Raw genomic sequence first — 19,574 nt, forward strand, 5'->3', positions numbered from 1 at the left:
AATGGGAAAGGTAATATTCGACATCGAGAACGGTTGGGGTTGGTCATTGTTTTTGTTTGGCGACTAAACAATAACTCTCCAACCGTTTTCATTTCCAGTCCACGCTAATCCGCGATGAACCTTTTTTTATGGCGCTTAACCACGAAAACATATTTATCCCCTAGTTACGGCTATCGCCTCGCGACAAAAAATACTAAGCTGGGCCAACCCGGCCAGTATGTCACTCACCAAGGTGATGCACTATGGCCGATACTTGCCTTAGCATAATGGAACATTACACATGGAGGACAACAAGATGCGAGGAGCCGGCGGCAGTTCCGGAGGAATAGGCCTGTTTCTAATGGGGCTGGTGATGATGTGCGGCGGTTTTTACCTGCTACTGAATGCCATCTCAGTGACCTCAAACTTTAGCCTGGGCTATCGACTGTACAACGTCGGTGGCATGGGGATCACCGGCGGCACCATACTGATCCCGTTGATCTTCGGCATAGGCATCATCTTCTACAATGCCAAAAACCTGCTGGGTTGGCTGCTGACTCTGGGCTCGCTTACGGCGCTGACCTTCGGTGTACTCTCCAGTGTCAGATTCAGCCTCAGAACCATGACCACCTTCGACCTCTTGGTCATTCTGGTCCTTGCCGTGGGTGGCCTAGGCCTGTTTTTGCGTTCGCTCAAAACCATAGACGCCAAGTACAGCTAAGTCCCCTAGCCCATAAAAGGGATAGAGCTAAATGGGGCTGACGAGCTCTTCGTCGGCCTCTTTCTTGGCTATGCCACAGCTAAAACGATCCCGCCCCTGTGACTTACTCTGATAAAGCAGTTGATCTACGCTGGCCAGCAGATCACAGGCATCCAGTCCTGGCTGCCACAGGCAGACACCTTGCGAGACAGTCACATAGTCCCCCAGTGTCGAGTCGGGATGAGAGAGCTCGGCCGCCTTCAGCTCCACCCGAATCTGCTCGGCAATATGGCGCGCCCCGTCGAGACCCGTATCTGGCAATATGATGGCAAACTCCTCTCCGCCATAGCGCGCCGCCAGATCCCGAGGCCTCGAAGCCACCCCATGTAACACCTCTGCGAATCGAACGAGGGCGCGATCACCCTCGCTATGCCCCTGACTGTCGTTGAGGCGCTTGAAGAAATCCACGTCAAGTAAAATAACGCTCAGGGGATCGCCGGTGCGCTCGGCGGCCTTGATCTCAAGCGCCAGCACCTCGTCGAAATGGCGACGGTTACTCAGCTCAGTTAGACCGTCGATCAATGCCATCCGCTTAAATTGCTGCAACAGCTGCTGCTTCTCGGCGTCACGCAAGATAGCCTTGCGAAACCACTGCAGCAGTACCTTCTGCCCGGTAATGATGATCACCAAGAGACAAACAAACTTAGTCAGGGCAAAGATGGGGTTTTCCGGGATCTCGATAAGCCGGGTCACCAGGTTAACCAGCAATAGAGGCACCACACTGATTATGAGCCAGCGGCGCACCGGAAAGAGAGAGATGGCAAAGGTAAACACCAAGACGTCGGTAACAGAGTCGACGGCGGCCAACGCACCATGTGCTCCCATCAGATCATAAGAACTGGTGAGCCAGTAATGGCCCACCACAAAATAGATCCAGGCAACTTCTAACACCAGTAAATACGCCAGCACCAGACCCATGCGATGTTTCTCCGGCTGACGATAGAGGATCCCCGCCAGACCAAAGAAAGCAATACACAGAGTAGGCATCTCCAGCACCAAGAGATCCGGCAGCGTCAGCAGATGATTTTTCTGTAACACAGTGGCGATAAAAATGGCAACCAGCAGGAACACGGAGAGATAGGCGGTCCACTTTACCGAGCGACAGAGATAGATATGGGTCTCTTGGACCAGGAGTTCGTCAAAGCTTTTTGGCTTACTATTCATCGTGTCTGCGCCCGCCCCTCTACCGCTATTATCATCAGCTTAAGTAATTATAAAGACGAAAAAAAAAACAGCCAGCATAAAGCTGACTGTTTATTTTGTGGCGTTTTGTACCTTTAGGCGGCAACGGCATCTGCCGGCTCACCTAGGCGGATCAGGTAGTCGAAGGCCCCCAGTGAGGCCGTCGCGCCGCTGCCCATGGCAATGATGATCTGCTTATAGGCAGAGTTGGTCACATCGCCTGCGGCAAATACACCCGGCAGTGAAGTTTGGCCCTTGGCGTCGACGATGATCTCGCCGCGAGCGGTCAGCTCCACCGTGCCTTTGAGCCACTCGGCATTAGGCACCAGGCCAATCTGCACGAAGATGCCCGCCAGTGCGACATGGTGCTGCTCGCCCGTGGCTCTGTCTGTGTAGTTCAGGCCTTGTACCCGATTGCCGTCGCCCACCACTTCAGTGGTCATCGCCTGGGTGATGATCTCGATGTTGCCCATGGAGGCCGCCTTACGCTGCAACACCTCATCGGCGCGTAGCTTGCTGTCAAATTCCAGCACGGTAACATGCTCGACGATGTTGGCCAGATCTATGGCCGCCTCTATGCCTGAGTTACCGCCACCAATCACGGCCACGCGCTTGCCCTTAAACAGCGGACCATCACAGTGCGGGCAGTAGGCGACGCCTTTACCGCGATACTCTTTCTCACCCGGTACATTCATCTCGCGCCAGCGGGCGCCCGTGGCCAAGAGTACCGTCTTGCTGCGCAGCAGTGCGCCGCTTTCAGTCTGGATCTCAAACAGCTCACCCGACTTAAGGCTCAAGGCGCGTTGGTTGTCCATGATGTCTACATCATAGTCGTGCACATGGGCTTCCAGGTTAGCCACCAGCTTAGGCCCCTCGGTCTCCTTGACCGAGATAAAGTTTTCGATGCCCACAGTCTCGGCTACCTGACCGCCAAACTTATCCGCCAGGATACCGGTTCTCAGTCCCTTACGGGCCGCATAGATGGCCGCCGAGGCGCCAGCCGGGCCGCCGCCGACCACCAGCACATCGAAGGCCTCTTTCTGGCTGAGTTTTTCCGCCTGACGGCTGGCCGCATTGACATCCAACTTATTAAGGATCTCAATCACACTGATGCCACCGACAGAAAACGGCTCGCCGTTAAGGTAGACAGAGGGAACCGCCATGATGTTGCGCTCGTTCACTTCATCCTGGAACAGGGCGCCATCTATCATGGTGTTTTGAATATTGGGGTTGATCGCCGACATCATGTTGAGTGCCTGCACCACCTCGGGACAGGTTTGACAGCTCAGGGACACATAGGTCTCGAAGCGATATTCGCCCGGCAGGTCGCGGATCTGCTCGATCACCTCAGGGGCGAGCTTGATCTGATGCCCGCCTGTGTGCAACAAGGCCAGCACCAGAGAGGTAAACTCGTGGCCCATTGGCAGGCCGGCGAAATGGATCTGGCTGCCGGTGTCAGGGCTGGTCACTGTCATCGACGGGGTACGTTCACCCACGGATTCGGTCAATGACACTAATTGGGATAACGCGGCAATATCGGTTGCCAGCGACAATAGCTCTTTTGCTTTAGGACGCTCATCTGCCGATACGACAAGTTCAACTGGGCGCTTGAGGTTTTGCAGATAGGTAGTCAGCTGATTTTCCACATTCGCATCTAACATGATAACTCCTAGGAAAAAGTGGCTCCCAGAGGGAGCCAAAAACATAGGGAAAAATTGCCGGCACGCATGCAGGGGGAGGTGAACCGGCAATGAAAAAGGATGATGATTAAACTCGTTTGGCTTTCGCCGGGTCGCCCGAGATGATGAGGCCCGGGCGACCTTAGGGAGGAAGATCTTATCTCTTAGATCTTACCGACCAGGTCCAGTGAAGGCGCTAGGGTCTCTTCACCTGGCTGCCATGCTGCAGGGCAAACTTCACCGTCGTGCGTCGCAACATACTGAGCCGCTTGTATCTTACGCACCAGCTCAGAGGCGCTACGGCCGATACCCAGGTCATGCACTTCAGCAACCTTGATCTGACCTTCTGGGTTGATCACGAAGGTACCGCGCAGTGCCAGACCTTCCTCTTCGATCATCACGCCGAAGTTGCGTGAGATAACACCGGTTGGGTCGCCGATCATTGGGTAGTTAATCTTGCCGATAGTGTCTGAGCTATCGTGCCACGCCTTGTGAGTGAAGTGAGTGTCGGTAGACACAGAGTAAACTTCAACCCCCATAGACTGCAGCTTCTCGTAATGGTCAGCCATGTCACCCAGTTCTGTTGGGCAGACGAAAGTGAAGTCGGCTGGGTAGAAGAAAACCACAGACCACTTACCCAGTAGGTCTTGCTCAGTCACAGAGACGAAATCGCCATTGTGGTATGCAGTGGCTGAGAAAGGCTTGATTTCGGTGTTGATGATAGATTGAGTCATTGCTTGCTCCAGTGCTCGTTATTAACAGTAAATTTGTGGGGTGAGGCGTTTGCCTTAACCCCGTGTTCTTTGTCGATGAGGAGATAATAACGAGACTGGATAATTAAATATAACGGATAAAAGCTATCATACTAATCGATTTTTAAGATTATCATTGGCACGACGACAAAAAACCGATTAAGGATAAGCGAGGGAATATCACTCCCAGGTTTCGAAACGGGTCAGACTGCGGCCGAGCGGGAAATCCAACTGCTGCGACAGCTGTTGCGCCTCGGCCTTTAGGCCACTGGCACTTATCTGGCGGGCCTGCTTACCGGCAAACACCACCCAGTTGCCGCCCCCCGTCAGACAGGCTCGCACGTCGCAAAAATGTTTCTGCAGCAGGGCAAGCAAGGCCGAATCACGACTATGCTCCTTCCAGCAGTTGAGCACCAGATACCCTTCGCTTTTGAGCAGGGCGGCGGCATTGGCGATAAAGGCCTCGCTCAGCTGCTGCTCGTCCACCCCATTTCCATGGTAGATGTCGGCGAAGATCACGTCAGCCTTCTTATGATCTGCGTCCGCCAGAAACGCATTGGCATCTTGATGAACCAGGTTAAGCTTCTTGCCGATGGGTAACCAGAAGTAACGCTTGGCCACTTCGATCACCGCCTCTCTCAGTTCTACCGCAGTGATATTGATCCCCCGGTCGAAGTTACGCAGCGCATGTATTAAACCGCCACCTCCCAGACCCAATACGATGACTCTCTTAGGCTTGATAAACAGCAACACTAACAACATGGCCTGCAGGTAGGTATGCATGGGGATATGTTGCGCCGTCTTGAGCAGCTTGCTCTGCTCATCGTTATCGCCAAAGGAGAGCAGGCGAACCTCCTTATCCTCCATGACCAGTAAAGGGCCATGGTCATCTTCGCCTGTATATAGGGTGGTATAGTCTGACATCTGTCTCTCCACTGGAGCGCCTATCTAGCATCAATGTAGGCACAATAAAAGGCGCTAGTATGCCGTAAAAGCGCCAATAACACAGTAGGTAAATCCGCGTTGCGCCGCACAGAAAACAGATACACTAGGCAGCACTCTGCAACATCTGAAGCCCCCCTCTCCTCATTCCGCCCTCAACTCTCACATTGCAATCACACAAAGCTTGTAGTATTTGTTTGAAATCTCTGGCTCATTTGTGATTTACCATGACACAAACCCTGCTCATCAGCTGTCTCTATGTCGGCATCTTCGTCTTCGCCCAGCGTCTACTCACCAACTGGATAGCCAAGCTGGCCGAATCGAAACAGGTCTCCTTTAAACGCACCAAGATGGTGACCCAATATATTACCTACCTGCTATTTATCGTCATCGGTTGCCTCTGGGTGATCTCACTCGGCATAGAGTATCAACAGGTCTCCCTGTTTATCTCTTCGGTATTCGCCGTACTCGGCGTGGCCTTGGTGGCCCAATGGTCAATACTGAGTAACATCACCGCAGGCGTCTTAATCTTCTTCGTCTTCCCCTACCGTATTGGCGATCGCATCAAGATCATCGATAAGGATGAAGATGTCAGCGGCATCATCGCCGAGATAAGCCTGTTTCACGTGCTGATCGAGCGTAGCGACGGCATCACTATCACCTATCCGAATAACCTGATGCTACAGAAAGGGGTATTGAAACTGCCTCAGGCAAAAACTCAGGTGCAGAACAAGCCCTTGAGCGAATCGCCCGAGAAAGACCATACTCAAGTACAAAGCGATTAACCGACAGGGGGCTGAAGTGCTCACGACATTACTCTATGATCCGCAACAAGAGTCGCTCACCCGGGGCGATGGGGCTCAGATAGCCAGCTGGCAGCAGCGTGACGACACCATTCTCTGGCTCAATATCGACGGCGAAATAGACGATGAGTTGTGCGAGTCGCTGCAGCGAGATTTTGGCCTGCACCCGCTGGCGCTGCAGGATGCCTCACGGGATCGTCATCCCCCCAAGATAGAGGACTTCGACGACCATACCTTTATTCTGCTAAGGGGCTTGGCGGCCGATTCTGACTCCATCAACTGCGACAACATAGTACTGGCGCTATTTGTAGGGCCGCGATTCATCGTGACCCGCCACAGCAAGCGCTCCCTCTCCATCGAACGCACCATGACCTCGCTGGAAGCGGGCGAGCTGTCGCTGCAAAACACAGGTGCCGTCGCACTCAAGCTTAGCCGCTATGTGATCAAGCGTTATCATAAGATCCTGTTCGAACTCGAGAGCCGTCTGGAGGAGCTGGAAACCATCATGCTCACCACGGCGGACGATAAGATATTGGCCGAGGTGGTGCTCTACAAGACAGATCTGACCCGTCTAAGGCGCAACTTTCACTACCATGTGGAGCTGTTCGACAGCCTGCGCAGCGAACCCTCAGTCCCCTTCGACGACAGCCTCTACCATGAGATCAACGACGTCTGCGAGCATCAACACAGGGCCGCCAGCCTGGCGGACCTCTTCTATCAGGTTTCCAGCGATCTCATCGATGGTTACATCTCCATCAGCGCCCACAGGCTCAACAACATAATGAAGGTGCTGACCATCATCACCGCCATCTTCGTGCCGCTCACCTTTATCGCCGGAATCTATGGCATGAACTTCGAGTATATTCCCGAGCTGAAACACAAAGATGGCTACTTCATCGTCTGGGGTGTGATGCTCGCCATCACGGCGGTGCTGATCTGGCTGTTCAGGCGTCGAAAATGGCTCTAGCCGATACCTAGGGTAAAATATCTAAAACAAAGTATCTAAGGCAAAGTATCTAAGACAAAGTAAAAAGGCGAACCTAGGTTCGCCTTTTTATTCTATTAACTTTTACGCAAACAGATTAACGCAGCACCCGATGAAAGAAGGCCACCGCCTGCTGATAGATCTGCAGCGCCAGCGCGGGATCGTATCTGTCTCCCTCATCACGCATAAAGGCATGCTGGGCATTAACCTCGAGATAGGTGAACTTGCGCCCCGTCTCCGAGAGTCTATCGTAAATGAGCCTGCGTCCCTCGCTCGGCACATGGGGATCTTGCTTACCAAACACCAGCACCAACTCGGCCTCGATATCGCCGGTGCGGCTCAAAGAGTCGTTACCCGCATTGGCTGGCAGGGTATTGGAATGAATATCCGTGGGATAGAGGCAGAAGGCACCGACCACATCGATATTGAGCGCGGCGCGGTAGGCCAGATGCCCGCCGATACAGACCCCCATGGCCCCCACCTGATTGGTGCAGAAAGGCTGCCTCATGGCAAAATCCACTAGGGCCTGAGTATCGCTGTCGTGATGTTCCAGCGCCTTGGTAAACTTATCCTGATTGCCCTTGTCTTTGCCCTCATCGTCATAGGCCAATACAGTGCCTATGGGGTTGAGTTCATGGAAGACTTCCGGCACTAACACCACGAAGCCATGACCGGCCAACATGGTCGCCGCCCTCGCGATGGGCGCGGTCTGCTGAAAAATCTCCGAGTAGAAGATAATCGTCGAGAACAAGCCCTCGCTATCGGGACGATAGAGATAACAGCGCATACTGCCCGTGGGCGTGTCTATGTCGTGAACTTCCTGTTTTACCATCATAATCTTGCCCTCAGGCCAATAAACTTATCCTTAAGTTATCAGCCAGAGTTCACCTTGTCAGGTGAAACCCGGCCGATGCGATTAAAATAACTGGTTAGGGCACTCTTCGCCGTCGAGCAGCTGACGAACATTCATCAGGCTGGTATGGGCAATGGCACCTAACGCCTCCTCGGTCAGGAAGGCCTGGTGGCCGGTAAAGATCACGTTGTGGCAGGCCGACAGGCGTCTGAACACATCGTCCTGGATGATCTGGTTGGACTTATCCTCGAAGAATAGCTCTTTCTCATTCTCGTACACATCCAGCCCCAGGGAGCCGATCTGCCCCGTCTTGAGCGCTTCCATGGCATCGAAGGCGTTTAGCAGGCCGCCACGACTGGTGTTGATCACCATGACCCCTGGCTTCATCTTGTCGAAGCTCGCCTTGCTGAGCAGGTGGTGATTCTCTTTGGTCAGCGGACAGTGCAGGCTGATGATGTCGCTCACCGCGTAGAGCTCGTCCAGTGACAGATATTCGATTCCCATATCCAGAACAGCCTGATTAGGGTAAGGATCGTAAACCACCACCTTACAGCCGAAGCCCAAGAGGATCTTGATTGTCGCCACCCCAATCTTACCCGTGCCGATCACACCGACTGTTCGGCCATACATGTTGAAGCCCACCAGCCCCTCGAGGGAGAAGTTGGCATCTCGGGTACGTTGATAGGCCTTGTGCACCTTACGGTTAAGGGTTAACATCAGCGCCACCGTATGCTCGGCCACAGACTCGGGCGAATAGGCGGGAACGTTCACCACCCTAATCCCCAGACGCTTGGCCGCCTCCAGGTCGACGTTGTTAAATCCGGCGCAGCGCATCGCAATGATCTTAGTGCCATTTTTAGCTAGCTCGACCAATACCTCTTCACATAACGAATCGTTGACGAAGGCGCAGATCACCTCGAAACCATAGGCCAGCTTGACCGACTGCATACAGAGACGATAATCGAAATACTCAATCTGAGCGCCAAAGGCCTGGTTGGTGCGGTCGAAATGTTCCATGTCATAGTGCTTAGCACTAAAAAAACCTATTCTCATCTTAGCTACCTAAAAGTGGTTCAACATTAGACAGAGGCTTATCACCCTAGTATCACAGAGCCCCTGCGGTCTTGGCTCCATTATAGCCAAGGAAAGATGTGACTTAGCAAAGATAAATTCCGCCTCGATCACGAAATGGTTAACTTTGTGAGCCGTCAATGTGTTTTATGCCGATTTCCTGCTAAGCTGGCGCAAATTTTCTGCCTTCTTTCGCCCCATGAGTCAAAAGCATAAGCCGATTTCCGAAAAAAAGTTTTGGCTACAACGCCTGAGTAAGACCAGCCTGCGCGCCCTGCATATCTTAGGCATTACAGGCGCCGGTGGCGGCATCTTACTCGGGGTGGACAAGACACTATGGTGCAACTACTGGATCCTGGCCATGAGCACAGGCAGTTTGCTGATGCTCTGGGAAGTGGTCAGAGACTGGCGCTGGCTGATCCAGCTAAAGGGCCTGCTGACCCTGGTGAAACTCTGCCTGCTGGCGCTGTTTATTCCCCTCGCCACCTATAAACCCGAGCTGCTGATCGCCATCGTCTTGCTGTCGGTGATCGTTTCTCACGGCCCGGCCGGGCTCAGACATTTCTCGGTAATACATGGACGACGCCTCGATGGACGAAAAGAGATTAAGGGCTGAAGCCGCCCCGCTGCTGACGCAACATAGTGAACTTTTAGGACTCGATAACCAGCTGTTAGGACAAGAGAATAACCCACAGGTGCTCGACCTTGCCTGCGGCTGCGGGCGTAACGGCCTCTGGCTGGCCGCCCATGGCGCACATGTGACCTTTATCGATAGAGACCTTAGCAGGCTAGCGGGTGTTCCTAGGCACTGTCAGGCCCTAGCGATCGACCTGGAAAACGGCCAGCCGCAACTCCCCAAAGCTCAGCCAACACAGGCACAGTACGACATCGTCTTGGTATTCAACTACCTGCATCGCCCGCTATTTGAACTCATAAGAGAGAGCATCAAACCTGGCGGCCTCATCGTCTACGAGACCTTCATAGAAAAGCAGGCCGAGGTGGGCAGACCCAAGAACCCTAACTTCCTGCTGGCCGATGGTGAACTATCACAGCGCTTTTGTGGCTGGGAGGCTTTGCACACATTCGAAGGTAATGTAGGCTGTGAAGACACGCCTTGTTTCAAGGCGCAATATATTGGCCGCAAACCGGCAAAATAGGATCTGACAGCTTTAAGGACGATAGATGTTTCCCTATCCCGAACAGTACCGACTCGCCGCGCCGCCATTGGTCACCGCCCTCATGGTGTTATGGTCAATCCTGTCACGCGCCCTGTTCGGCGACGACAGCGCCATCGCCTTCTACCCGCTATTTATGCTGTTTCCCCTCAATATCTTACTGCACGGCAAGTTGATCTGGCAGGCCAAGGGAATAGAGCGGCTGGATCAGGGCATCTACGCCTTTATCCATCTCAGCCTGGCGTTCGTGGTCTGGACCTTCGCCATCATGCATGTCAACGGCCACGGCTTTTAACTGCAATAGCTATTCGCACGACCGCCCAAACCACACAGGTTTAGCCTGCAATACTTGCACCAATAGCTCCCCAGGGGTATCTTTGCAACCCGATTTAACCCCCAAGGTTTGCTATGACTGATTTTGTGTATGCGCCGCCCACCGAGCCCTGGCTCGAGATCCTCCATGAGGATAAAGATATTCTGGTGGTCAATAAGCCCTCAGGCCTCTTGTCGGTGCCGGGACGCGACCCCGCCTACCATGACAGCGTCTACACCCGCGTCCTACGCGACCATCCCAACGCCCAGATCGTTCACCGCCTGGATATGGCCACCTCAGGCATTATCGTGGTAGCCCTCAGACGCAGCGCCGAGCGGGAACTGAAGCGACAGTTTCGCGATCGGGAGACACATAAGATCTACTACGCTCGAGTCGCCGGCCATGTGAAGGCGAATCAAGGCAGCGTCGATTATCCACTGATCTGCGACTGGCCCAACCGACCGAAACAGAAGGTGGATCATCAAGTTGGTAAGGCCTCTAAGACCCTGTTTGAGGTCATCAGCCGCGCCAAGCGCTCTACCCTGGTCAAGCTCACGCCGATCACCGGCCGCTCTCACCAGCTGCGCGTGCACATGATGGCCATAGGGCATCCCATCTTGGGCGATAACTTCTACGCCGATCCACTGGCCAAACGCCTGGCGCCGCGCCTGTTACTGCACGCCCAGTCGCTGAGTCTGACTCATCCCTACAGCAAGCAGCCGATGACTTTTAGTACGCCAATTCCCTTCATGGATGTCACCGAGCAGCAATAGGCCCGTCATCCACAGAGAAAATCTGCGACAAAATCTACTTAAATCGCTAAAAGGTTAGCAGTTTGCTAACCAATGCCGTAAATTACCTCATAATGTTGACTTATAACGGTATATGGCAATGGATAGTTCATTTCAGCGAGACCAACTCGACAACCAGATCCTCTCGGCGCTCATGGAGGAGGCTCGCACCCCCTTCGCCGAACTGGCCAAACGTTTCGGCGTCAGCGCCGGTACCATACATGTACGAGTAGAGAAGATGAAACAGGCGGGCATCATCACAGGCGCCCAGATCACCGTAAATCCCAAGGCGCTCGGTTATGACGTCTGCTGTTTTATCGGCATCAATCTCAAGAGTGCTGGCGATTACCCCGCCGCCATCGCCAAACTCAACGCCTTAGAAGAGGTCACCGAGGCCTACTACACCACGGGCAACTACAGCATCTTCGTCAAGGTGATGTGCCAGTCGATCGATGGCTTGCAACATGTGCTAATCAACCGCATTCAGTCCATCGATGAGATCCAATCCACCGAAACACTCATAAGTTTACAAAATCCAATCAGCCGCGCCGTGAAGCCTTAACTCAGATCCACTGGGGCTTTCGGCCTTAGTGGATACTACTATTAAAAAACCGCTTACAACTTTTTCTTCTACCTGCTTTAACTTTGGTAATCTTTTGTGTTAAAAAGAACAAGCCGTCAACATAGCGGCAACAAAATAAGAAAAGATTAGTAACCAAAGTTACAGCAATACCAATAGTGTTTTGTGTCTCAAAACACTTCTATTTGACAAGGAAGAAGTTGTGAAAACTAAATTATCTCTAGCCATTTCAGCGGCGCTGATCTCGAGTGCGGCTGTAGCCAGCAACCAGTACACCGCAAATCCCTACGCACCGGAAATATCTTCTGCTGATAGCTATAAGAAGCCTGCAGCTTCTCAGCCTTCACAAGTTGCTCCGCAGCGTTTCATCATCGAACTGAACTCTCCTGCCGTTGCTAAGTACCAAGGCGGCATCGAGTCAATGGCAGCCACTGCCCCGAAGAAAGGCCAAAAAGTTAACGTTCAGTCTGCACCAGCTCAAAGCTACGCCAGCTTCCTCGCCAAAGAACAGTCACAATTTGTGGGTGAACTGGCGAAGAAAGTACCTAACGCCAAAGTTGAGCAAAGCTTCAAGACCCTATTCAACGGTGTGACTGTTGTTGGTCAAGGACTAAGCATCGAGCAGCTGGCAGCCATGCCAAACGTTAAGTCTGTCTACCCAGAGACTATGTACGAAGCGAACATGGACTCATCTCACAATGTCATCAACACTGAGGCGATGTGGGAAGCGGTTTCTGGTATGGAAAATGCCGGTAAAGACATTCGCGTAGCGGTAATTGATACAGGTATCCGTCCAGAAAACCCAATGTTTGCGGGCGAAGGATTCACAAAACCAGCCGAAGGGATGCCAAGCGACGACTACTGTTCGACAGTAGATGCAAGCTTCTGTAACGACAAACTAATCGTTGCCCGCTGGTCACAACCTACTTTTGAAGTGTGTGCCGACGAGCACATGAGTCCACTGGGTTATGGTGGTCACGGCTCTCACGTTGCCGGTACTTCTGTAGGTAACAAGATCACCACCACCTATGAAGGCGTTGAAGTTGAACTGTCTGGTGTTGCACCTGCAGCTTACCTGATGGTTTACAAAGCCCTATTCACTAAGACTGACTGTGCTCGCGGCAGCGGCTCTAACATCATGCTGATGGAAGCGATGGAGCACGCCGTAAACGATGGCGCTGATGTTATCAACAACTCTTGGGGTGGCGGAGCAGGTGGCGATCCAGCTAACAGCCCATACAAGGCTATGTATGAGGCCGCTGAAGCTGCAGGCGTAGTTGTTGTTACCGCTGCGGGTAACGACGGTAACGGCCCACAAACTATCGGTTGTCCAGCGTGTATCGAATCAGGTATTACCGTTGCTAACACCACAACAGGTCGCTTTTTCGCTAACGCCCTAACCGTTGATGGCGAAGAGATTCTTGCACTACAAGGCAACAATGGCCTGCTAGAGACAGATATCACTGCTCCAGTCATCGCTGCTGCAAATATCGATGCAGAAAATAGCATTGGCTGTACACCATTTGCCGCTGATTCGTTCAAAGACGGTATCGCACTGATCTCTCGCGGTTCATGTTCATTCGCGACTAAGGCTGAGAATGCTGAAGCTGCAGGTGCAAAAGCTATGGTCGTTTACAACAGCGTACCAGGCGCACCTATCACTATGTATATGCCAGATTCAACACTGCCTGCAGTGATGGTATCTGACGCAGATGGTGCGGCAATTCTTGAAAGCCTGGGCGATGACACGACAGGTACTATCGCTGCTGAAGTGACTCGTATCGTTAACAGCAAGTTTGCTGATATCCTGAACCAATCTAGCTCTCGTGGTCCTAACGGTAACCAAAACATTCTGAAGCCAGATCTTGCGGCACCAGGTACCTCAATCCTGTCTGCAACCTCTCCAGATGAAGATGGCACTGACTTTACCACTATGTCAGGTACCAGTATGGCGAGCCCACACGTCGCAGGTGCTGCAGCACTGATGAGCCAACTACACCCTGATTGGTCTGCAAACGACATCAAGACAGCTCTCACCTCTACAGCTCACATGGAAGGCGTGTTAGATGATGATGCTGCAACTCCAGCCGATCCATTTGCAATGGGCGCGGGTCGTATGGATCTGGATGCTGCAGCTAAAGCTGTACTGACATTCGACAAGCCTTCAATTGCTTCAGATTCTTGTGTCGGTCCATGTACTTTCACTCGTACCGTTTACAACAAGAGCGACGAGAAGACCTCTTGGGAGCTTTCAGCTTCTTCTGACAGCGCAGGTATCAGTGTATCGCCTTCATCTCTGGAACTGGAAGCTGGCGAATCAGCCACCTTCACTGTGACTGTTGATTCAACCTTCAGCGAGTACGGTGCTTGGATCTTCGGTAACATCATGATCAAGAGTGCATCACATCAAGATGCTCACCTACCTGTTGCTATTTTGGCTAAAGAATCGAGTGATGCTTCACTGATCTCTACCATGGCAACCAAGGCTGATCTGACTGCCGATGAAGACATGCCAATTAAAGCCGTTGTGAACAATACTGTATTTGAAAACACAGTCACTGTTACCGCTATGGCACCAGAAGGTACTAAGCTAACTTCTGCCGACGATGTTGAAGTCACGCTAGACGGCGCAACGCAAAATGGTTTTGAAGTCGATGAAGAACTTGGCCGCATCACTTGGGTGGGTCAACTCGATCTACCAGAGATCCAGTCTGCTAAGGGTACTGGTGCAGCTCCAAGTATATTCGATCTAGACCTGGCTTATGTACCTGCTTGTACAGATGGTTGTGATGAGAAATCATTCACCTTCAACCTACCTGAGTTCAAATATAACGGTGCAACGTACACCCAGCTAACCATCTCTGACAACGGTATCGCAGTCGTTGGTGGCGGTTCAACTTCTGGCACTTGGAACAACAAGGAACTACCAGATAGCGCGAATCCAAACAACATTCTGGCGCCATTCTGGAGTGACTACGATCTGAGTGACGGTACTGAAGGCGACACAGGTGGCGGACAGCTAGGTATCAGCGTTGTTGCTGCTGGCGAGAAACAGTGGATTGTTGTCGAATGGAAAGATGCCCAGCTATATGCTGACGCCTCTGGCAACAAGTACAGCTTCAGCCTATGGATCCAAACTGGTGACGTAGAAGATATTTGGTTCAACTACCTAGATATCCCTAACATGCCAAGCAATGTTACTATCGGTGCTGAAAACATCAGCGGTAGCGTAGGTACAACCTTCCACTACAACGGACAAGGTGGCACTGTTACTACTGATGATTACGTTGCACTTCAGGCGACCTCTTCTGGCAGCGTAGAGATTGACTACCTGGCAACGCCAACTAGCTTCAACCCAGGTCAAACAGACAACTTCTCAGTTGACGAAGAAATGACCTTGGAAGCAAACGTGTTAGAAAACGACACTGTTAGCCAAAAAGTTGCTCGCGTTTCTATTACAGGTGACGGCATGACGGCTAATGCACAACGCATCATCGATGTTGCACCAGCTGGTGCCCTAGGTGAAGCAACACTAGTTGACGAGCCTGAGCACGGTGAAGTGACTTTAGGTAAAGATGGTTCTATTACCTATACTCCAGAAGATGACTTCTTCGGTAAAGACTCATTCACCTACACCTCTGAAGATGCCGAAGGTAACCTTAACGCAGCAACCACTGTTAACGTTATGGTTAACAACATCAACGACGCCCCAACTGTGGCGCCTACAGGCATGACAAGTACTGAAGGCTTCGTGGTTACGGCTAAGGCCAACGGCAAAGATGTTGATGGTGACAACCTGACTTACACTTGGACACAGACTGCAGGTACACCAGTTAGCTTTAGCAATGGTGGTGCGGAGATCAAGTTCACCGCTCCAGCGGGTAACAACACCTTGACCTTCTCTGTTGTCGCCAGCGATGGTGAGCTAGAGAGTGAAGCTGGTACTGCAACTATCACAGTTAACGCTGTGGAAGAGCAATCTTCAAGCGGTGGTTCACTGAGTTGGTTCGCACTGCTCATGCTACCATTTGCTGCGCTGCGTCGTCGCAAGTAAGCAGATAGCTTGAACAGAAAAAGGGAGCCAGTTGGCTCCCTTTTTTATTGATAACGCAACAGGCGACTAAACTGAGCACAGAGCGATGAAGTGCAAATCATCCGAAAGCCAAAATCTAAAGCACAAACACCTTAGTCATCACCTTATAGAGCTCTGTGCCTTGATACACTGAGGCCGAGGCAAAATGCAGCACGGGCACGCAGTCGACCGGCAGACTCAGGGGCACTATCGCGCTCTCCTGCCCATATCTGTCGACGCGCAGGATGTTGGCTAGCGGTCTTCCTGCGGGCAGGGCCTGCCCCACCTTAGCCTTATACTCCACCAAACCGCCCAGCGGCGCATGATACTTCTTATAGTCTTTCAGGTAACAGGCATAACGTGGCATCTTTGCAGGTGCGACGTGCTCACTTATCACGCCGCGTTTGCTGAGATAGGCCAAGATCCCTTCGACATCCACCAAGGCATCATTCAGATCGACATTCTCCTGACTGCCGAGTTCCAGGGTAAAGGCCGACACAGGCCGCTCAATCTCGCGTCCCTGAGTAGCCAGGTATTCGCTCAGCTGCCACCAAGGGCAGAAGATAGACTCATCCATAGCCCCGCCAAACTCGTTAGGGATAAGCAGGGTGTAGGGAATGGAAAAATACTTGGCGGCATCCTTGTCATATTCAGGGCAATACAGATGCTTGCACGACTTAGGGCCGGTATGCAGATCCAGCACGATATCCGCCCCATGGCCCATCTGCTGCAGACTCACCGCCAGACGATGGCCCGTGGTGATCCCCCAGGGCTCATGCAGACGGCTATGGCAACGCTCGACCAGTAAGGCCCTGAAATGGGCGATCAACTCGGTATCGCTCAGATGTCTATGCCCCTGATACCAGCTAGCAACATCCAGCTTATGGTCGAGATACTCACGGTTCCAGTTCACCCCGGTAATGGGATCGAAACGGCCAAGGGTGAACTCGCCACTTTTTTGATTGATCCCCAAAGGATTAGCCAAAGGAACCAGGGTGACCTTACCGCGCAGCTCGCAGCTCTCGAGCGCCTGCATCAGCTGATAGATCACCGCATTGCCCTGCACCTCGGCGCCGTGGACGTTGGCCTGAATATAGACGCTCGGCCCGGTTTGCACCTCTGGAGTAAACTCAAACAGACTCAGCTCGAGATCTTGACCTGTGGCGAGCTCGCCAATCTTAAGCTTGGAACGACTCGGCTTCATCGCTAACCTTCGAATAAGTTCTGATGCAGGGCACTCACCACCTGAGCCGCCTCGGACTCGGCCACCAGGACACACAAATTGTGTGGGCTGGCGCCCTGGCAGATCATGCGCACATTGTGGGGCTCTAATACCTTGAACACGCGGCGACACACACCTGCAGTGGTGGCAATCTTGTTGCCTACGATCGCCACCAGCGCCAGGCCCTCTTCAACCCTTACGCGGCAGTGCTGTGACAGCTCCTGTAGCAAGGCCTCACTCAACAGGCTATTACCGGCCGAGTCTGAGCCCGTCTTGTCTAGCGTCAAGGAGACGTTCACCTCTGAGGTAGTGATCAAATCTACACTGATCTTATGCCTCGCCAGGGTGGCAAAGGTCTCGGCCAGAAAGCCTTGGGCATGCAGCATCTGCAGGCTATGTAGATTCAGTAGTGTCTGGTCACGTCGCACCGCCACGGCGCGATAGATAGGCTCGTCACTCACCTGATGACGGATCCAGGTTCCGCCCAACTCGGGGGCCTTGCTGGAACCGACAAACACCTGAATCTTGTGTCTGACCGCAGGCAAAATAGTTGCCGGGTGCAGCACCTTGGCGCCGAAGGTTGCCATCTCGGCGGCCTCGTTAAAACTGATCTCCTGGATGGGACGCGCATTTGGCGCGAGGCGCGGATCTGTGGTGAAGATCCCCGGCACATCCGTCCAGATCTCTACCGCAGACGCATCAAGCGCCTCGGCAAGCAGGGCCGCAGAATAGTCACTGCCGCCACGGCCTAACGTTGTGGTGGCGCCCTGCTCATCGGCGCCGATAAAGCCTTGAGTCACTATGCACTGCTCACTAAGCAATGGCAGTAGATGCTCTGCGCAGAGCTGCTTTACCGCCTCGATCTGCGGCTCGGCGCGGCCGAAATGACTGTCGGTGCGCATCACCTGACGAACATCGAAGGCGCTCGCCCGCTCGCCCTTCTCCCTCAGCACCGCAGCAAACAAGACAGATGAACACTGCTCACCCTGGGCAAGTAGCTCGTCTATGGTCGCCTTACTACGGTTTTGGGAGAGCGACTCGCTCAGGCAGGCAATCTTACTTAATATGGCATCGAGACGAGCGGCCACATCATGGGGCTGACCCAACTCGTCGAGGATCTTATATTGAATCGAGGCGATTGACTTAAGGAGCTGCTGACGACGATCTTCGTCCACACATTCCTGGGTTAATTCCACCAAGAGGTTAGTGACACCACTCGAGGCGCTTACCACCACCACACGGGTGTCGGCATTGGTCAATACGATATCGGCGCAGCGGTTCATCGCCTCATAATCGGCAACCGAGGTACCGCCAAACTTAGCAACAACAATAGACATTAGCGCACCTCAACCCAAATAGCTGACGATGACACAAAAGAAATAGATAACATTGAATACGCTCCGAACTGACTTCGTTCGAAGAGCCTGGTGCAAAGATGACGCACCCCAAGACGGGAAACAGCGATTGCCACCAGAAGCTCTCCACCAAAAAACAGGTGACAATCGATGGGATTCAGCCCAGTCGACCGGTAAACAGATGAAACCAAACATCTCTTTACCTCGGCGTTAATCTCCCTCATAAGCCGTCAAGGGAGTTTGGACTCCTCGGGCTTACTACCTAGTTAACGCTCCTCTTCTGTATCACTAACCTTAAGGTCAGGATGCAAGAAAACTATCAAACAACAGAATAAAAAGTCAACGATATTTTAGCTGGCCTTGCTGAAAGCCTTTCAACATCGGACTCCGGCCTAACGACTGATGTCGGGTAACTCGTTGACCATACAGACCCTAGCGGAAAACTGACCCAGGGTGAGCTCGTCATACTCCACCAGACAAGGCACCAGTTGCAGCTCATCCTCTTCGACGAAATAGATGGCATTTTGGTTGAACACCTTGCCCAGCTCCACCGCTGTCACCTTATCGATAGAGATGGCCCAACTCTTCTCCATATGCGCCCGGTCGGCAGAGGCACCAATCAGGGCCCGATAGGGATACTGCAGTCGTTGAATGTGACGTTGAAGCTGTTTGTCGAGGAGACGGTTTTGCGAGGGAGAGAGGTGTTGGCCTTTAGGATTGTGAGCGGTAATAATTGCAAATGATAACGAAGGGGAGAAAGGTTGAGTAAGTAAGAACTGCGTTTGCTGATAGCATTGCCAAAAGTGTTCGCTTGCTGTGCTCATCACTAAAATATTCCTAAATTAGATTCAGCCGATTATAGCAAAATTTGCCAGGCTTCCTAGAGGTGTGAGACAGGTCACTTTATTAAAATTTATTAATACCATTAAAATCATAACGTTACAGATTCAAATGTGACTTACATCAAATCTCAAAGGAATTTTGTTAACATTTCATTTGTTAACAAATGACTAAAACGAGTACAATAAGTTCGTTGATTCACTTCCACTCATCTCACGAT

The 19,574-nt window shown here is 52.4% G+C and carries 18 protein-coding genes and 1 riboswitch; of the genes, 9 read left to right on the top strand and 9 right to left on the bottom strand.

Annotated elements, in window-relative coordinates; translation table 11 throughout:
* Nucleotides 1-295: 295 nt before the first annotated feature.
* Nucleotides 296-700 (top strand): hypothetical protein, encoded by a 405-nt coding sequence (locus GNT65_RS15355; RefSeq protein WP_160797766.1) that lies wholly within the window; start codon nt 296-298, stop codon nt 698-700.
* A 27-nt stretch (nt 701-727) separates the two neighbouring features.
* Here GNT65_RS15355 and GNT65_RS15360 read toward each other — a convergent pair whose 3' ends face one another.
* From GNT65_RS15360 to GNT65_RS15375, 4 genes are all read right to left on the bottom strand, one after another.
* Nucleotides 728-1,903, bottom strand: coding sequence for a GGDEF domain-containing protein (locus GNT65_RS15360; protein ID WP_160797776.1), 1,176 nt, complete (start codon nt 1,901-1,903; stop codon nt 728-730).
* A gap of 113 nt (nt 1,904-2,016) precedes the next feature.
* Nucleotides 2,017-3,582, bottom strand: a complete 1,566-nt coding sequence (gene ahpF / locus GNT65_RS15365) for an alkyl hydroperoxide reductase subunit F (protein ID WP_160797778.1) — start codon at nt 3,580-3,582, stop codon at nt 2,017-2,019.
* Nucleotides 3,583-3,764: 182 nt separating this feature from the next.
* Nucleotides 3,765-4,334, bottom strand: a complete 570-nt coding sequence (gene ahpC / locus GNT65_RS15370; protein WP_041510132.1) for an alkyl hydroperoxide reductase subunit C — start codon at nt 4,332-4,334, stop codon at nt 3,765-3,767.
* Between the two features lie 198 nt (nt 4,335-4,532).
* A complete protein-coding gene (locus tag GNT65_RS15375) occupies nt 4,533-5,276 on the bottom strand; it encodes a spermidine synthase (protein ID WP_160797780.1) in 744 nt (247 codons plus the stop codon).
* 245 nt (nt 5,277-5,521) lie between these two features.
* Here GNT65_RS15375 and GNT65_RS15380 point away from each other — a divergent pair, with 245 nt between their 5' ends.
* Nucleotides 5,522-6,079 (top strand): mechanosensitive ion channel domain-containing protein, encoded by a 558-nt coding sequence (locus tag GNT65_RS15380; RefSeq protein WP_160797782.1) that lies wholly within the window; start codon nt 5,522-5,524, stop codon nt 6,077-6,079.
* Between the two features lie 16 nt (nt 6,080-6,095).
* Nucleotides 6,096-7,064 carry a CorA family divalent cation transporter gene (locus tag GNT65_RS15385; RefSeq protein ID WP_160797784.1) on the top strand — a complete coding sequence of 323 codons (969 nt, stop codon included), beginning with the start codon at nt 6,096-6,098 and terminating at the stop codon, nt 7,062-7,064.
* Nucleotides 7,065-7,179: 115 nt separating this feature from the next.
* Here GNT65_RS15385 and GNT65_RS15390 read toward each other — a convergent pair whose 3' ends face one another.
* Together GNT65_RS15390 and GNT65_RS15395 are read right to left on the bottom strand one after the other, a co-directional pair.
* Nucleotides 7,180-7,917, bottom strand: a complete 738-nt coding sequence (locus GNT65_RS15390; protein ID WP_160797786.1) for a dienelactone hydrolase family protein — start codon at nt 7,915-7,917, stop codon at nt 7,180-7,182.
* Between the two features lie 81 nt (nt 7,918-7,998).
* A complete protein-coding gene (locus GNT65_RS15395; protein WP_160797788.1) occupies nt 7,999-8,988 on the bottom strand; it encodes a 2-hydroxyacid dehydrogenase in 990 nt (329 codons plus the stop codon).
* 217 nt (nt 8,989-9,205) lie between these two features.
* On the opposite strand from GNT65_RS15395, the gene GNT65_RS15400 reads away from it, so the two are divergent.
* From GNT65_RS15400 to GNT65_RS15425, 6 genes are all read left to right on the top strand, one after another.
* Entirely contained in the window at nt 9,206-9,622 is a 417-nt protein-coding gene (locus tag GNT65_RS15400) for a hypothetical protein (protein WP_160797944.1), read from the top strand.
* Nucleotides 9,597-10,163 (top strand): class I SAM-dependent methyltransferase, encoded by a 567-nt coding sequence (locus tag GNT65_RS15405; protein ID WP_160797790.1) that lies wholly within the window; start codon nt 9,597-9,599, stop codon nt 10,161-10,163. Before GNT65_RS15400 ends, GNT65_RS15405 begins: the two co-directional genes overlap by 26 nt.
* A 25-nt stretch (nt 10,164-10,188) precedes the next feature.
* Nucleotides 10,189-10,476, top strand: a complete 288-nt coding sequence (locus GNT65_RS15410; RefSeq protein WP_160797792.1) for a hypothetical protein — start codon at nt 10,189-10,191, stop codon at nt 10,474-10,476.
* Between the two features lie 113 nt (nt 10,477-10,589).
* Nucleotides 10,590-11,267, top strand: a complete 678-nt coding sequence (rluA, locus tag GNT65_RS15415) for a bifunctional tRNA pseudouridine(32) synthase/23S rRNA pseudouridine(746) synthase RluA (RefSeq protein WP_160797794.1) — start codon at nt 10,590-10,592, stop codon at nt 11,265-11,267.
* Nucleotides 11,268-11,385: 118 nt separating this feature from the next.
* On the top strand, nt 11,386-11,847 hold the full coding sequence (asnC, locus tag GNT65_RS15420) for a transcriptional regulator AsnC (protein ID WP_011864588.1): 462 nt from the start codon (nt 11,386-11,388) through the stop codon (nt 11,845-11,847).
* Between the two features lie 220 nt (nt 11,848-12,067).
* Entirely contained in the window at nt 12,068-15,919 is a 3,852-nt protein-coding gene (locus GNT65_RS15425; protein ID WP_160797796.1) for a S8 family serine peptidase, read from the top strand.
* Between the two features lie 115 nt (nt 15,920-16,034).
* Here the strand turns inward: GNT65_RS15425 and GNT65_RS15430 are convergent, their stop codons facing one another.
* The 3 genes from GNT65_RS15430 to GNT65_RS15440 form a co-directional block, all read right to left on the bottom strand.
* On the bottom strand, nt 16,035-17,141 hold the full coding sequence (locus tag GNT65_RS15430; RefSeq protein WP_160797797.1) for a succinylglutamate desuccinylase/aspartoacylase family protein: 1,107 nt from the start codon (nt 17,139-17,141) through the stop codon (nt 16,035-16,037).
* Between the two features lie 2 nt (nt 17,142-17,143).
* Nucleotides 17,144-18,496 carry a lysine-sensitive aspartokinase 3 gene (gene lysC / locus GNT65_RS15435; protein WP_160797799.1) on the bottom strand — a complete coding sequence of 451 codons (1,353 nt, stop codon included), beginning with the start codon at nt 18,494-18,496 and terminating at the stop codon, nt 17,144-17,146.
* A 129-nt stretch (nt 18,497-18,625) separates the two neighbouring features.
* Nucleotides 18,626-18,802: riboswitch (Lysine riboswitch) on the bottom strand.
* Nucleotides 18,803-18,906: 104 nt separating this feature from the next.
* Entirely contained in the window at nt 18,907-19,338 is a 432-nt protein-coding gene (locus GNT65_RS15440; RefSeq protein ID WP_160797801.1) for a DUF3293 domain-containing protein, read from the bottom strand.
* Nucleotides 19,339-19,574 lie beyond the last annotated feature (236 nt).

This window comes from Shewanella insulae, from assembly GCF_009831655.1.
In the GTDB taxonomy this organism is placed as follows: Bacteria; Pseudomonadota; Gammaproteobacteria; order Enterobacterales; family Shewanellaceae; genus Shewanella; species Shewanella insulae.